Below are 13,633 nucleotides of genomic sequence, written 5' to 3'. Positions count from 1 at the left end.
AACCCTTTACTTCTTTTTCCTTTTGTCTTTCTTCTTACATCTCACGTCTCACTTCTCATGTTTTTCCACCTCCCCTTAAGCATTCGGTCGTTCCCAAATAAATCCTTTCGGAGTTCAATATCCGTAAAATTTTGGTCTTCCAAAAGTTGCCGGGTCTCTTGGGCCAAATACTGGTTCACCTCAAGATATAGACTCCCTCTTTTTTTTAAGTTGTTTTTTGAAAATTGAATGATAGCGCTATAAAATAACAGCGGGTCGTTATCCGGCACGAACAAAGCCTCCTTAGGCTCATAATCCGTTACATTGGCCCTCATTTCCTTTTTCTCTGTTTCCCGCACATAGGGCGGATTGGAAACTACAATATCGAAAGATATATCAAGGGTATCCAAATTTCGGATATCAGCATTTAAAAAGGTGATTTCAACTTCGTTTTGTTCCGCGTTGCCTTGGGCCACTTCCAAGGCCTGCTCGGAAACATCCAAGGCATATACCTGGGCATCGGGACAGTTTTTTGCCAAAGTCAGGGCTATACAACCGCTACCGGTACCGATATCCAGAATTGTAATGCTTTCTCTGCGGTCAGCGTGACAGTCGTTCAATATCCAACGGACCAGTTCCTCGGTTTCCGGTCTTGGGATCAATACATTTGGATTGACTGTTAGTTCCAAATCCATAAAATGGGTCTTCCCCATGATGTACTGTACCGGTCTTAGCAACCGTAACTCACTCAACGCCTGGAATAGCGGTTGTTCCTCTTTCTTAGAGAGGACAAAATCCGGTTGTAGTGCCAACACAAAACGTTCTAACCCCAAAAAGTGTTCTATGAGCAAGTAAAAAAAACTACTTACCTCTTCCTTAGGGTAGAGCGTATTCAATTCTTTGTGAAAAATGTTCTTGATATCTCTTAACAGCATTTGCCTAATTCTGAGTTGGCGCCATCCATTTGTAGTCACGAGATTGCCCAATGCAATTTCCTATTGAATACTTTTCAGCATCCAGACCGGGCAGGAATAATGGCCAGTATCGCCCATGGGGGCATCTATATATTCAAATCCCACTCTTTGATAGAGCTTTTGGGCTTCCGTCATGTAAGGCATGGTCTCCAGATAGCAGTGCTCAAAACCAAAATCCTTGGCCCGTTCCAAACATACCTCCATCAGCCTGGCACCTAATCCCCTTCCCCTGGCCTCTCCCACTAAATACATTTTTTGTAGTTCGCACACATTTCCATCGTAATTATCCAATTGGGCGATTCCGGCACATCCGATAATACGACCTTGATCCTCAACTACGACATAAGTAGCCCTTGGTCGGTCATAGGTTTCGTACATACGGTCCAAAGCGGCATCGGCATATGCCGTTCCCACCTTGGGTACCCCCATCTCAACTAGGATCTTTCGAACAACACGGGCCACTTCGGCATTATCCCCTTTTTGGATTTCCCTAATGATTACGGTTTCCATATTTTTTGGATCGGTCTGTTTTAAAGTCCTATTTTTGCGAAGTGAAGATACAGCAAAAGGATATATCCCAAAAGACAAATATGGCTACCCATGAACCCTTTATGCGACGCTGTATTCAATTGGCGAAAAACGGCTTGGGCACCGCAGCCCCCAACCCTTCGGTAGGCTGTGTTATTGTACATGAAGACAACATAATCGGGGAAGGTTTTACGAGTCCTTATGGGGGTCCGCATGCCGAGGTCAATGCCATTGGAGCAGTAAAAGACAAATCGCTTTTACGGGAAGCTACGCTTTACGTTACTTTGGAGCCATGCTCCCATTTTGGGAAGACCCCACCTTGTGCCGATCTAATTATCAAACATACCATCCCCAAGGCTGTCATTGGGATTTTGGACCCTCACGATAAGGTATCCGGCAGGGGTGTTCAGCGATTGCGAGATGCCGGTTGCGAGGTTATTTTGGGTGTGCTAAAGGATGCCTGCAGGGAACATCACAAACGTTTCCTCACCTTCCAAGAAAGGGCAAGACCCTACATTATACTAAAATGGGCCCAGACTCTGGATGGCTATATTGCCCCGGATAAATCGGTCAGAAACGAAGACCCCGAACCATATTGGATTACCAATTGGCACTCCAGGCAACGTGTTCATCAATGGCGTAGTGAGGAACAGGCCATTTTGGTAGGCACCCAGACTGTTTTAGAGGACAACCCGAGATTGGATGTACGGCATTGGCATGGGACCTCCCCATTACGTGTGGTCTTGGACCAAAATCTAAAAATCAAAAGAGATTTTCACGTCCTGGACGGAAGTATTCCTACCCTTGTCCTGACCTCGATTAGAGACAGTTCACTATATGCAGAAGGAATAACCTACGAAGTCCTTGATTTTTCTGCCAATCTGGTGGAACAAATTTGTAGTATCTTGCATAAACATCAGATTTTAAGCGTTTTAATAGAAGGAGGCGCACAAACACTTCAAACTTTTATCAACTACAATCTTTGGGACGAGGCCCGGGTATTTACAGGAAGCCAAACCTTTGCAAATGGGGTTGCAGCTCCTAATTTTTCAGGTAACCTTATACAAACTGAATCCATCCATACCGACACTTTACACACCTATCAAAATGATTAAGAACATTATTTTAGACTTTGGAGATGTTTTCATCAACCTGGATAAAGAGGTTATTTTCCGGGAAATGTCCAAATGGGGCGGCAATGGTATTACCCAGGAGCTAATAGCCCTTAACGAAAGTTACGAAGTAGGCGGAATAGATTCCGAAGAATTTATCGGACAACTGCAGATAGCCTATCCAAAGGCCTCGGCAATTCAGATAAAAGCCATTTGGAATGCCATGTTACTCGATTTTCCAGATGAACGATTAGAGTTTATCGAAGCGCTGGCACAGGAAAATCGATATCGACTTTTTCTTTTAAGCAATACCAATGCCCTACATATTCCTTATGTGGAGCAGATTATGGGTACCCAAAAATACTTACGATTTAAGAATTCTTTTGAGCAGTTCTACCTTTCACACGAAATACATTTAAGAAAACCCAATGCCGAGATTTTTAAATTCGTTCTGGAGGAAAACGGTTTATCGGCAAACGAAACCTTTTTTGTGGACGATACCCTAGAGAATACCGAAGCTGCCGAAAGATTAGGTATTAGAACCTGGAATTTACAAGTAGGCAAAGAGGACATACTCCAATTAAAAAGCAAGTTAAGGGATGTTCTACCTAGCACTTAGCATACTTTTTTCCAGTCTTATTTTTGTTATTTTCAAGCTTTTCTCCGTTCATAAGGTACATACCCTTTATGCCATTATTATAAATTACATGGTCGCTTTTGCGGTAGGGTTGTTTTTTTACAAAGGTCGGATTGCCCTTAATAATGTTCCGCAAAAGCCCTGGTTCTGGGGCACTTTAGTATTGGGATGCCTTTTTATCGTAGTATTCAATCTTATGGCGGCAACGGCCCAACGTGTCGGGGTGTCGGTTGCATCAGTAGCCACAAAAATGTCTCTGGTGGTTCCCGTAGTCTTTGGGGTGCTTATTTACAAGGAGCATCTAAGTCCATTGCAAGTAGCAGGAATTCTACTTGCCCTTGCAGCCGTTTATTTTGCATCGGTAAAAGGAAAATCAGTGACTTTGGGAAAAGCTTCCCTTTGGTTGCCAGTATTGGTATTTTTGGGTTCCGGCATTATAGATACTAGTCTTAAATATGTGCAGGAAACCCATATTGAGGCCGATGAATTCCCGCTATTCTCCGCTACGGTCTTTGGTGCCGCGGCATCGGTAGGTCTATTACTTTTAGTCTCAAAGAGTTTTAGGGAACCTTTGAAATTTAAGGTTAAGGACATCCTGAGCGGCATTGCATTGGGCATACCTAATTATTTCTCCATTTATTATCTGTTACACGCCTTAAAACACCCTAGTCTAAGCAGTGCGGCCGTATTTACAATCAATAATGTGGCCATCGTGATGTTCTCCACACTTTTAGGCATTGTCCTCTTTAAGGAGCATATAAGCCCAAAGAATTGGGGCGGAATTGCGCTAGCCATAATCAGCATCATTTTAGTGGCCTTATTTTAATGGAAAGGAAACCCAATAGCTACAAAACCTTGGCCCGACCCTCCGAAGTGGTCATCTTTACAGACAAAAAGAGCAGGTTCTACGGTTATGCTTTTCCGGTAGATACAGTAGAAAGCATAAAACCGCTTCTCGAAGAATTGAGGAAAAAATATCCCAAGGCCAATCACGTTTGTTACGCATGGCAATTAGGAGCAGATGAAATCCAATATCGTGCGAATGATGATGGAGAACCCAGAAATTCGGCAGGCTCACCCATACATGGTCAAATACAGTCTTTTGAAATTACCAATGTAATCGTAGCCGTAGTACGTTTTTTTGGAGGGACCAAATTGGGCGTAGGTGGACTCATCAATGCCTATAGAAGCACGGCTCGAATGGCATTGGAAGCTTCATCCATAGTGGAAAAAAGAATAAAGATACGTTTAAAGCTCACCTTTGATTATGTTTCCTTAAACAAAGTAATGCACGCCATTAAACGGCAAAAATTGGAAATTATATCCCAAAACTTGGAGTTGGATTGTAGCATAACCCTCCTATCTGATAAAAAGGATTTGGAAAATACCCAAAGAACCTTAATTGGTATACAAGGTCTGAAGATAGAAATCTTGACCTAGAGGCTATCTATCTTTTTCAAAAGATAATCAGGGCATCTTCTGGGGCGTTTGGTATCTCTATCCATAAAGGCTAAAACCGTATTCGCAGTGGCCAAAATTTCATTGGAATTTCGGTAAATGACATAGTCAAATTCGATGCGTGCCATAGGCGGTTTTTTGAGTATGGTTTTGACCGTGACCAAGTCGTCATAAACCGCCGATTTTTTGAAGTTGATCTGCAGGGAAATTACGGGTAGCAATATTCCTGTTTCCTCCATGAATTTGTAGGAAATTCCGAGGGCCCTGAGCCACTCAATCCTTCCCATCTCCAAATATTGCGGGTAATTCCCGTGATATACAATTCCCATTTGATCGGTTTCACCGTAACGAATTCGAAAAGAAATTTCGTTAAAATCCATATTTTTTCAACTAAAAAGTATATATTTAAAAGCTTTGTACGAATAGCCCGGAACATGCGAAAAAAAAAGGGTAAATTCAATAGGGATTGATTTTTTTTTTAGGATTATTGTTCACATATTTGTCCCACTCAGAAAGTATGGTTCGCTCCGACCAATTTTCAACTAACTGACAAAGTCACTAACCAACAAAATTAGACAAACTTAAAAATGAGTGTTACTGCAAATTCCGTATGGAACAATTGTTTGGCCTTTATCGAAGATAATATCCAACCGCAGGCATTCAAAACTTGGTTCGAACCGATAAAACCGGTCAAATTAACTGACAATGCACTGAGCATTCAGGTCCCCAGCAAATTTTTCTACGAATGGCTGGAGGAGCACTACGTAAAATTGTTGAAAGTTGCCCTCACCAAGGAATTGGGGGAAACGGCCAAATTGGTCTACATTATACGCATGGAAAACACCTATGGCAACCGCGAACCCTTTACCGAAAAGATACCCAGCTCCAACAGAAGTCACGTAAGCGCCCAGGAAATGGATGTTCCGATTAAATCCAAAAACCCTGAACTGAGAAACCCGTTTGTCATTCCAGGAATACGGAACATAAAAATTGAATCGCAACTAAATCCCAACTACAATTTCGACAATTTTTTGGAAGGGGACTCCAATCGTTTGGCGCGCTCAGCGGGTATGGCCGTAGCTAACAAGCCAGGAGGTACTTCTTTCAATCCACTTTTGGTGTTTGGGGGCGTAGGTCTGGGGAAAACACATTTAGCGCATGCCATCGGGGTGGAGATAAAGGATAAATATCCAGAACGCACAGTGCTCTACATCTCTGCTGAAAAATTTACGCAACAATACATTGAATCCGTAAAAAAGAATACACGGAACGACTTTATACATTTCTATCAATTGATCGATGTTCTCATTATAGATGATGTGCAGTTCCTATCCGGAAAATCGGGTACTCAAGATGTGTTCTTTCATATTTTTAACCATTTGCACCAAAATGGAAAGCAGGTAGTCCTTACCTCGGATAAGGCTCCTGTGGACATGCAGGATATCGAACAGCGTTTATTGTCCCGTTTTAAGTGGGGACTCTCTGCTGAATTGCAGAATCCGGATTATGAGACACGGATATCCATCCTTAAGAATAAGTTATACCGAGATGGGGTGGAAATGCCCGATGATATCGTGGATTATGTAGCCAAGCATATAAAAACTAATATCAGGGAACTGGAAGGGGCTATAATATCGTTGATTGCCCAGTCTTCCTTTAACAAAAAGGAAGTGACCTTGGAACTGGCCCAACAGGTGGTGGAAAAATTTGTAAAGAACACCAAACGTGAAGTTTCCATTGACTACATCCAAAAAGTGGTGTCCGATTACTTCGAGATGGATGTGGCCACTCTTCAATCCAAAACCCGAAAAAGACATATTGTCCAGGCGAGGCAATTGGCCATGTTCTTTGCGAAAAAATTCACCAAGGCTTCCTTGGCCAGCATTGGTTCCCAAATAGGGAAACGTGATCATGCTACGGTATTGCATGCCTGCAAGACCGTTGACAACCTTGCGGAAACGGACAAACAATTCCGTAAGTATATCGATGACCTAACCAAAAAGCTTTCCTGACAATTTATGACCACCAGGGTATTAATGGTATGCCTAGGAAATATCTGTAGGTCGCCATTGGCCGAGGGCATTTTACAAAGCAAAGTGGATCCAAAAAAAGTTGTAGTTGATTCCGCAGGTACGGGAAGTTATCATTTGGGTAATAAACCGGACGAACGTAGTATTGCCGTAAGCCGAAAATATGGAATAGACATTACCCGCCAAAGATGTAGACAATTCTCCCCCAAGGATTTCGATGATTTTGACCTAATTTATACCATGGACCATAGTAATTACAGCAATGTAATCGCGTTGGCGCGAAATGAAGACCACATCAGAAAGGTAAAAATGTTGTTGGATGAAGTGGAGTCCGGAATTCGGGAAGTTCCCGACCCCTACTATGGCTCTGGGGACGGTTTCGAAAAGGTGTTTCACCTTATCGATAAGGCCTGTTCCGAAATCGCCCGAAAATTAGAAAACCAATCTTAGTTACCAATGGCCAAGGCCGAAGGCAAATTGTATCTTATTCCATCCACCCTTGGGGATATTGCTCCCCTTGAGGTATTACCTATTTCCATAAAACAAGTTATAGAGGAAATTAATCATTATGTGGTGGAAAACGAAAAATCCGCCAGGCGCTTTATCAAAAAATTAAGCCCTAGAAAGTCCCAATCTAATTTAAGGATACAGGTTTTGAACAAGTACACGGATTCCCAAGAGATTCCTGGTTTTCTCATACCCTGCCTCGAAGGTCTTGATATAGGGGTTCTCTCCGAGGCGGGCTGTCCAGGAATAGCGGATCCAGGGGCCGAGGTGGTGAGAATTGCCCACGACAAAAATATCCAGGTTATTCCGCTGATCGGTCCATCTTCCATACTATTGGCCATGATGGCCAGCGGCTTCAACGGTCAGAATTTTGCCTTTAACGGTTACCTGCCTATAGATGCACCTGAACGGAAAAAAGAGATAAAACGATTGGAGCGGTTATCCATGGAAAAGGGACAGTCCCAAATTTTCATTGAAACCCCTTATCGAAACGACAAATTGTTGAGCGAACTTTTAAGGTCCCTATCCATAAATACCAGGCTTTGCATTGCTGCCGATATCACCCTCCCTACCGAGTTTATCCTTACACGGCCCGTTCGGGATTGGAAAAAGAACAGGGTTGAGTTGCACAAAAGACCCACCATATTCATCATACAGGGATAAAAAATAAATCCGGTCGTTTCCGACCGGACCTATCCATTTTCATATATAACTAATATTTTAAATCTTCGGGTTCCGTTTCGAGGTAACGTAAGAAACGTCATAACCTGAGAATTTCCGAATGTAGTCGGCTATATTCGTACCATATTCATCCGCAACATCCATCTTTCCATAAGACCTAAGATACTTTTTCACATTACCCGGTCCGGCCAAATGTGCCGCCGCCAACATTCCAGATTCGGTAATCTCCACACCTCGGATTCGTTTCCCTACAAATCGTTTGATGTCTCGCCTTAGAATCCATTTGTTCCTAGCCATATTGGTGTAGAACACTTTTTCCTGTAAGATGGGGTCGTTCAGAAAACTTGTTGCGCTGTATACCCCCATAAGTTGTAGGGTTCCAATACCAAATTGATATTTTCCCAAATATCCCAAGGTATTGGTCGTAAAGTAGTTTCCTTGTGACTCCTTGAAGGCCAGGGCCTCCTTAAAGCCAATGTAGGAACTCCCCAAAAAGGGAGGTGCAACCATAGTAGCGCTTATCGCAGTTTTGTTTTTGGGGTACAAAACTTCAGTAGGTTCTTTTACTTTAAGGGTCTCAGGAACCTTTACCATCTTGGCTTTGTTCCCAAAACTCGTTAAAATAAAAAGTAAGATCAAGGGACAAAAAAAGATTATACCTCTTTTCATACCATGATTTTCTTAAGACTTACAACTATATAGTTTGCTTAAATTTCACGGTACAAAGATAAATCCCATTTCACGGTTGTTTTCCAAGACTTTGTTAAAAATATCCAATTTTAGTTAACATGTCCTAAAAATTGGATTAGTGGCCTATCTCCTAATTTTCTGGGCGTTAATCCAACGGATGTATTGCACCTTATTCCGGTTATGTTGTGCCAAAGTCTCGGCAAATTTATGATAACCAAAATTCTCTACATTGGCCACAAAATAGTAGTAATTGTGCTTTTCCGGGTTCAGAACGGCATCAATGGCAGAAATGTCGGGCATAGCAATAGGCCCTGGAGGTAATCCAGCATACATGTATGTATTGTAAGGAGAATCCAACTCTAAATCCTTGTATAGTACGCGCTTTATCACCATGTCAAAGTCATTTGCGTGCTTTTTCAAAGCAAAAATCACGGTAGGGTCGGCCTGCAAGCGCATATTCTTACGTAGTCTGTTTAAATACAATCCCGCTACCTTTGGCCTTTCATCGATTTTAGCGGATTCCTTGTGTACAATAGAGGCCAAAGTTACCACTTCCTCTGGGGAAAGCCCCAATTCCTTGGCCTTACTCAACCGTTCCGCATTCCAAAACCGATTGTATTCCTTTAGCATCCGCTCACGGAATCCTTCAGCGGAGGTATTCCAAAAAAACTCGTAACTGTTCGGAATATACATTCCCAAGCTGGAGTCTTCATTAAAATTATTGGGTTTTAGAAATGCATCATCCTTAAAGGCCTGTACCAGGGATACGCTATCCGCTTCAATTTGGAAAGCCACCCTACCGGCCAAATTTTCCAAGGTTTCCTGGTTATTAAAAGAAACCTTTACCGGAATATTGGCGCTGCGTAGGGAATTGATTATTTCGTTGTTGTTCATCCCCTTTGTAATAGCGTATTTACCTCCCTTGATTTTGGAGGCATATCCTTTTCTTTTGGCAATCTGTTCAAAGGAATCCAAATCCTCCAATAAAGGATCTAAAAGTTCCCTTACTTCTGCAAAAGAGGCATCGGATTTGATGTAGATAAAGGCCTCATTGTTGGCAAAGGAAGTATTTGGAGAAAAAATGGCGTTGTATACTTTGTATGCAAATAGCCCTCCAACAACGAGTCCAATCAATACAATGGCCAGTAAGATTCTTTTGATATACATTACGTATTTATCTTTTGAAGCAAAGCTTCGTCCATATAACGTCCATTACAATAAATCCAGTCTTTTTTAATTCCAACTTGTTGGAATCCCATTTTGCTAAATAGGTGCAGACTTCTTTCGTTATCCGTAGTTACATTGGCATATAACTGCCTTACATCCAATACTGAAAAAGCATAATCGCACAAAAGCTCCAAGGTCTCAGAACCTACTCCTTTATTTTGCTCATCGGCAACCACGATAATCCCAATACCGGCTCTCCTATTCTTAGGGTCAAAGTCAAACAAATCTACAAAGCCAATAACAACATCATTTGTGGTGCAGATGCACAAACGCAATTGTTTAACATCATAAATGTCGCGATGGGCATTTTCCAAATACCGTTTTAAAACGTGCTTGGAATATGGAATCAAAGTACCACTAATCTCCCACACCTCGGGATTATTCTCCAAGCGGTATAAGAATTCCAAATCCTCTGGTTCCAAGGTCCGCAAATAGATATGTTTACCCCTGAGCATCAAAATTTAATTTCACCTTTATACACTAATTTGGCCGGACCAACAAGATGAACATCGGTATATTTCCCATCTTCGACATTGAAGGTCACTTTTAGTTCTCCTCCCTGGGTCTGTATTTTTGCCTCCTGTTGTTGCAATTTCCCAATATTATGCATAGCCAGGGCCACGGCCGTAACTCCTGTGCCACATGACAGCGTTTCATCTTCCACGCCCCTTTCATAGGTCCTTACGGTAAAAGATCCATTTTCAGACGGTTGTACAAAATTAATGTTACTTCCAGACTTGCCATATAGTCCATAACGCAATCTTGCCCCTTCTTTGACTACCTTAAAATTGGAGAGTCCTTGAATTAATTGGACATGGTGGGGAGAGCCCGTATCCAAAAAGATAGCATTGGGCTTCTGCCGTATATCCGATACATCCTGCATCTTTAAACTCACAATATCCCCGGTAACACTTGCCTCATGAGCACCATCCGCAGCTCTAAAAACCATTTTATCTTCAATGAGGCCCAAATGTTTTGCAAAGGTTACAAAGCACCTTCCGCCATTGCCGCATAAGCTACCTTCATTTCCGTCTGCGTTGTAATAAACCATACCAAAACCGGAATCCGGATCTTCTTCCAACAGAATAAGTCCGTCCGCACCGATTCCGAATCTCCTATCACATAAGGAGGATACCAGATTGGAATCCTTTTTAGGGAAAATCCTCTGGCGATTGTCAATCATTACAAAGTCGTTCCCTGTCCCTTGATATTTATAAAAAGTAAGTTTCATAACACCGTTTGCGGTACAAAGATAGGACTTTATTTAAGCTAATTTTGGGAGTTAAAAAGTCGTTAAACGAATACAGATCTGCCTGGAATTCTGTTAATTTTATGCCGTATTTTAAAATTTTTAGAAAAACTACATATGAAAAAAATAGGAAGTTCTTTATTGGTTGCCATTTTTGCAGGAGTCATTACGCTCGGCACTTATAAGCTATTTTTTGAAAAGACCAACTATGAAGTGGTCTCAGAAACCAATGAAACACCAGTACTTGCTACAAGTTATACGCCAACATCGGCCAAAGGTTCAGGTATCAATGAAGTGGATTTCACTGTTGCCGCCGAAAATACGGTCAATGCCGTGGTGCACGTAAAAAATGTTACCCTAAGCCGGGGGCCGAGCAATCTTTTCGATTTCTTCTACGGTTCCGGAGGCACCCAAAAAGCACAGGTAGGTTCCGGATCAGGAGTCATTATAACACCAGATGGTTATATTGTAACCAATAATCATGTGATAGATAAGGCCAATCAACTCCAAGTGACCTTAAACAACAACCAGACCTACGAAGCTGAACTCATTGGGGCCGACCCCAATTCCGATATTGCCCTGCTAAAAATAGATGCAGACCGATCTCTGCCCTATTTGGCATTTGGAGACTCCAACGATACTAAGATTGGAGAATGGGTGCTAGCCGTGGGCAATCCGTTTAATCTAACCTCCACGGTTACAGCAGGAATTGTTAGTGCAAAGGCAAGGGCATTGGGAAAAGCCGACCAATCCTTTATTCAGACGGATGCGGCGGTAAATCCGGGAAATAGTGGCGGAGCATTGGTAAATACCAATGGCGACCTAATTGGCATTAATACAGCCATAACCTCCCAAACCGGCTCTTATGTGGGCTATGCCTTTGCGGTACCAAGTAATATCGCCAAAAAGGTCGTTGAGGATATTATGGAATATGGCAATGTACAGAAAGGTCTATTAGGAATTACCCCAATACGTTTAAATACTCCTTATGCCGCTGAGAAAGGCATTAAAAATATCGATGGGGTCTATATAGATGGTATCGAGAAAGGAATGGGAGCTGACGAAGCAGGTCTACAACGTGGGGATGTGATAAAACAAATCGATAATATTCGGGTGCGTAAGTTGCCAGATCTCACGGGCTACGTTTCTACCAAGAGACCTGGGGATACCGTCGAAGTCACCTTTGAACGTGATGGGGAATCGTTACAGGCAGAGGTCTTGCTAAAGGAAAGACAGACTTTGATTGTTCCTGTAATGGGATTTGAGGTAAAGAACCTTACCGATCAGGATAAAAAACGCTTTAGGACCAAAAAAGGGGTGAAAATTGTGGGAGTTCCTGAAACCTACCGCGGCTATGGATTGAATGGCAAGGTATTACTTGCCGTAGACGGTGAGGAAATCAATAGTATACAAGAAGCACGAATCCTATTTGGTGCCATTAGCAGATATGGCAAGACAAGCATCACCATGCTTAATGAGGATGGGGAAAGGGAACGACTCATCTTTCAATAAAAAAATATCTATTGAAAAACGCCCTTCATTAGGGCGTTTTTTTGTTTTCCATGTAAAACAACAAAAGAAGTGGTATGTTCGGATACGATAAGAGTTTTAGCCTCCACTGTTTATGACAGCAACGCCACCATGGTATCCGAAAAGGGAAAAAACATTGCGCCAAAATATCCGGTATCATCGTGAGTTGGGCTATGCACACCGAATCGTACGACTGTCCAAACACATTTCCAAAACAAAAAGGTATACCTAGTTATTAATCAAAATCGGATAGAATTGATAACATCCCAACGGATAAGGAAAATTCTACACAAACCCTACCTAATCATCGAATTTTTTTCTTAATTGATAATATTAGGTTACTTTAGTCCCACTCTAAATCATTAATTTAACATTACTTAAGAATTACTTAAAAATGAAAAGTTTTAAGATACTGTTCACCATTGTGGTCCTATTTGCATTTCACCTACAATTTGTGCAAGGCCAAGGCGCTCAACCGGAACTGTCCCTGGACAGCGGTCCGATAAACGATCAATTCGAGTTTGTATATAAAAAATCAGGTAATTATCGTGCAGATGGTAAACGTTATGAGGTAGTACGGGTCATATCCTTGGACAAACTGCGTAAAAATGTTCTGGACACATTGGACTCCTTCAACAAAAGGGCCAATGAATTAAGAGCCACCATATCTGGCCATGAGACTACCATTGCCTCCTTGAACAAAAAATTGGAGGAAACTACCAACAACCTTACCAGCGTTTCGCAGGAAAAGGATAGTATGTCTTTATTGGGCATTCAAGTTTCCAAAGGGACCTATAATTTCATTTTGTGGACTATAATTACAGGACTTTTGGTGTTGCTTTTGCTCTTTATCTATAGATTCCGAAAAAGCAATATCCTTACCCAGGAGGCCAAACAAAATCTTTCTGAGTTGGAAACGGAATACGAAGATCATAGAAGGAGGGCTTTGGAGCGGGAGCAACGAATCAGTAGGCAGTTACAGGACGAGATAAACAAGTATAAAAAGTCCAAATAAGGTTGTTCTTATATCT

At 41.9% G+C, this 13,633-nt stretch carries 16 protein-coding genes; 9 read left to right on the top strand and 7 right to left on the bottom strand.

The genetic code is table 11. The features are described from left to right. Positions 1-41: 41 nt before the first annotated feature. Together prmC and Q0993_RS19400 are read right to left on the bottom strand one after the other, a co-directional pair. On the bottom strand, positions 42-914 hold the full coding sequence (gene prmC, locus Q0993_RS19405; RefSeq protein ID WP_299536381.1) for a peptide chain release factor N(5)-glutamine methyltransferase: 873 nt from the start codon (positions 912-914) through the stop codon (positions 42-44). Between the two features lie 60 nt (positions 915-974). After that, on the bottom strand, positions 975-1,463 hold the full coding sequence (locus Q0993_RS19400; protein ID WP_299536379.1) for a GNAT family N-acetyltransferase: 489 nt from the start codon (positions 1,461-1,463) through the stop codon (positions 975-977). A gap of 41 nt (positions 1,464-1,504) precedes the next feature. On the opposite strand from Q0993_RS19400, the gene ribD reads away from it, so the two are divergent. The 4 genes from ribD to Q0993_RS19380 are packed head-to-tail and all read left to right on the top strand — an operon-like array spanning position 1,505 to position 4,670. Beyond that, positions 1,505-2,596, top strand: a complete 1,092-nt coding sequence (gene ribD / locus Q0993_RS19395; RefSeq protein ID WP_367279650.1) for a bifunctional diaminohydroxyphosphoribosylaminopyrimidine deaminase/5-amino-6-(5-phosphoribosylamino)uracil reductase RibD — start codon at positions 1,505-1,507, stop codon at positions 2,594-2,596. Continuing rightward, a complete protein-coding gene (locus Q0993_RS19390) occupies positions 2,589-3,212 on the top strand; it encodes an HAD family phosphatase (protein WP_299536377.1) in 624 nt (207 codons plus the stop codon). Before ribD ends, Q0993_RS19390 begins: the two co-directional genes overlap by 8 nt. Beyond that, positions 3,193-4,056, top strand: a complete 864-nt coding sequence (locus tag Q0993_RS19385) for an EamA family transporter (RefSeq protein ID WP_299536376.1) — start codon at positions 3,193-3,195, stop codon at positions 4,054-4,056. Before Q0993_RS19390 ends, Q0993_RS19385 begins: the two co-directional genes overlap by 20 nt. Further along, positions 4,056-4,670, top strand: a complete 615-nt coding sequence (locus tag Q0993_RS19380; RefSeq protein ID WP_299536374.1) for a YigZ family protein — start codon at positions 4,056-4,058, stop codon at positions 4,668-4,670. The genes Q0993_RS19385 and Q0993_RS19380 overlap by 1 nt, the downstream gene beginning before the upstream one ends. On the opposite strand, the gene Q0993_RS19375 is transcribed toward Q0993_RS19380, so the two are convergent. Beyond that, entirely contained in the window at positions 4,667-5,068 is a 402-nt protein-coding gene (locus Q0993_RS19375) for a thioesterase family protein (protein ID WP_299536372.1), read from the bottom strand. The two genes, Q0993_RS19380 and Q0993_RS19375, sit on opposite strands and share 4 nt — an antisense overlap. 207 nt (positions 5,069-5,275) lie before the next feature. Between Q0993_RS19375 and dnaA the strand changes: the two genes are divergently transcribed. From dnaA to Q0993_RS19360, 3 genes are read left to right on the top strand one after another with little or no spacing between them, the layout of a single operon-like run. Continuing rightward, positions 5,276-6,700 carry a chromosomal replication initiator protein DnaA gene (gene dnaA, locus Q0993_RS19370; RefSeq protein ID WP_299536369.1) on the top strand — a complete coding sequence of 475 codons (1,425 nt, stop codon included), beginning with the start codon at positions 5,276-5,278 and terminating at the stop codon, positions 6,698-6,700. 6 nt (positions 6,701-6,706) lie between these two features. After that, positions 6,707-7,168: a low molecular weight protein-tyrosine-phosphatase gene (locus tag Q0993_RS19365; RefSeq protein ID WP_299536366.1), complete on the top strand. Its 462-nt coding sequence runs from the start codon at positions 6,707-6,709 to the stop codon at positions 7,166-7,168. 6 nt (positions 7,169-7,174) lie between these two features. After that, positions 7,175-7,888, top strand: a complete 714-nt coding sequence (locus Q0993_RS19360) for an SAM-dependent methyltransferase (RefSeq protein ID WP_299536364.1) — start codon at positions 7,175-7,177, stop codon at positions 7,886-7,888. A 57-nt stretch (positions 7,889-7,945) separates the two neighbouring features. Here Q0993_RS19360 and Q0993_RS19355 read toward each other — a convergent pair whose 3' ends face one another. The 4 genes from Q0993_RS19355 to dapF form a co-directional block, all read right to left on the bottom strand. Continuing rightward, the gene (locus tag Q0993_RS19355) at positions 7,946-8,575 is read right to left on the bottom strand and encodes a hypothetical protein (RefSeq protein ID WP_299536361.1); all 630 of its coding nucleotides are present in this window, start codon (positions 8,573-8,575) and stop codon (positions 7,946-7,948) included. A 144-nt stretch (positions 8,576-8,719) separates the two neighbouring features. After that, positions 8,720-9,763 (bottom strand): endolytic transglycosylase MltG, encoded by a 1,044-nt coding sequence (gene mltG, locus Q0993_RS19350; RefSeq protein ID WP_299536359.1) that lies wholly within the window; start codon positions 9,761-9,763, stop codon positions 8,720-8,722. Then, positions 9,763-10,278, bottom strand: coding sequence for a GNAT family N-acetyltransferase (locus tag Q0993_RS19345; protein ID WP_367279649.1), 516 nt, complete (start codon positions 10,276-10,278; stop codon positions 9,763-9,765). Before Q0993_RS19345 ends, mltG begins: the two co-directional genes overlap by 1 nt. After that, entirely contained in the window at positions 10,278-11,054 is a 777-nt protein-coding gene (gene dapF, locus Q0993_RS19340; protein WP_299536357.1) for a diaminopimelate epimerase, read from the bottom strand. The genes Q0993_RS19345 and dapF overlap by 1 nt, the downstream gene beginning before the upstream one ends. 135 nt (positions 11,055-11,189) lie before the next feature. Between dapF and Q0993_RS19335 the strand changes: the two genes are divergently transcribed. After that, entirely contained in the window at positions 11,190-12,584 is a 1,395-nt protein-coding gene (locus tag Q0993_RS19335; protein ID WP_299536355.1) for a trypsin-like peptidase domain-containing protein, read from the top strand. 412 nt (positions 12,585-12,996) lie between these two features. Then, positions 12,997-13,617 (top strand): tRNA (guanine-N1)-methyltransferase, encoded by a 621-nt coding sequence (locus Q0993_RS19330; protein ID WP_299536352.1) that lies wholly within the window; start codon positions 12,997-12,999, stop codon positions 13,615-13,617. Positions 13,618-13,633: the final 16 nt, after the last annotated feature.

Source organism: Ulvibacterium sp. (assembly GCF_028285715.1).
Classification (GTDB): Bacteria; Bacteroidota; Bacteroidia; order Flavobacteriales; family Flavobacteriaceae; genus Ulvibacterium.
This window is presented reverse-complemented; position numbering and strand designations above follow the sequence as displayed.